Below are 1,412 nucleotides of genomic sequence, written 5' to 3'. Positions count from 1 at the left end.
CCCCCAGGCCCAGAGAAACCCCTCCTCATCAAGCGCCAGCGCGTGAAATGATCCTGCATCCACGGCAACAAAGCGCGGCAACTCTTCAGGCCAGGCAAGCTCATCCTGCTCGAACTCCACCGGGGGCTCGGTTGCCGGCCGCGCTTCCTCGTTTGAGCAGGAGAGCGCCAGGCTCAAGACCACCAGAGTGCTTGTCAGAATCCGCACCATCTTTCTCAATCGATTCTTGCCGCTCACAGTTCCTCCAGTCCAATCGTTGTGGGGCCTATTTCCCGTGCACCTGTATCCATCGCCATAGATCGTATAGTACCGNAATAGCGAGTAGTGCCAGGAAACCGGACTGGACAAGTGTGATGGTTAGGAGTTCATAGGCGGCTCGGTTGTACCAGGTATATGCCTGCACACCAAGCAGTGATACGGCGATACCAAGCAGCACAAGCGCTGCAATGCTCAAGCCAACGGCAGTTGGGGCTACTTCAGCGGTAATGTCTTTTCCGGTGCTTGCCTCGTAACAGGTGTTGCATGTTCGACATACCACCATGTTGCGGTGCAGCGCATGTATGGCATTGAGCCGATTTTTATACACAGTGTATGAACCGCAGTTTGGACATCCCGGCATATTATTCAGACTCCTGTAGCTCTTCGCGGGACAGCCCGCCCCGGCTTCGCAGNTATTCGACGGTGTCGTGTTGGCGATAATGGATTGCGTAATCCACCGGGGTTCCGCGTTCTGCTACATAGTTAATATCAGCTCCGTGCTGTAAGAGTACTTCAATAACATCGGTAAAACCACCGGCAGCGGCAATGCTGATTGGTCGGGTGCGCGTGCCGTCCTGCCGTTCAGCATCAATCTTTGCGCCTGCATGAATGAGCATTTGAGCAATTTCTGCACTTTTTGCAGCGTGCAATGTTGTAGTTCCACGACCTGTGCGTTGGCCACGAACTTCTGATGTAGGGATTGTTGGATCTGCTTCATAACCCAATAGCAAGAAAACCATTTCAGAAATATCAAATACTGAAGCCTGATATAACGGTGTCGCTCCATCCGAATAGGAGTTTCTTCCATGAGTGGCCCTGCGTATGTTCGGATCTGCTCCAGCTTCAAGCAATATTGAGACTGTCTCGACGCCATACATTCTCATTTCATTTTCTTGTTCGCTAGACGTTGTAGATATAGCTACATGTAAAGCTGTCTCTCCGTTGGCTGTTTCTGCGTTCGGATTACTCGATAACCGGGCATTCACATCAGCACCATTACTGATGAGCACTCGAACCCAGTCTGTGCTTAATGCCTGAGAAGCTCCGTACAGCGGAGCGTGTCCATCCCTATATCGGCCTTCACCTCGAAACCGACTTTCCCCATCATCATACGTTGCAATATTCGGGTCGGCCCCGTTTTTCAGAAGTAATTC

The 1,412-nt window shown here is 51.7% G+C and carries 2 protein-coding genes; both read right to left on the bottom strand.

Going from position 1 to position 1,412, the window contains the following annotated elements:
- Positions 1 to 237 (bottom strand): RCC1 domain-containing protein (locus B071_RS16975; RefSeq protein WP_157703130.1); only part of this gene is annotated, 237 nt, incomplete at its 3' end.
- Between the two features lie 383 nt (positions 238 to 620).
- A complete protein-coding gene (locus B071_RS19890) occupies positions 621 to 1,244 on the bottom strand; it encodes an ankyrin repeat domain-containing protein (RefSeq protein ID WP_438829685.1) in 624 nt (207 codons plus the stop codon).
- Positions 1,245 to 1,412 lie beyond the last annotated feature (168 nt).

The organism is Alkalispirochaeta alkalica DSM 8900 (assembly GCF_000373545.1).
Taxonomy (GTDB): Bacteria; Spirochaetota; Spirochaetia; order DSM-27196; family Alkalispirochaetaceae; genus Alkalispirochaeta; species Alkalispirochaeta alkalica.
Note: the sequence above shows the minus strand (reverse complement) of the source record. Positions and strands in the feature narration are given on the sequence as shown.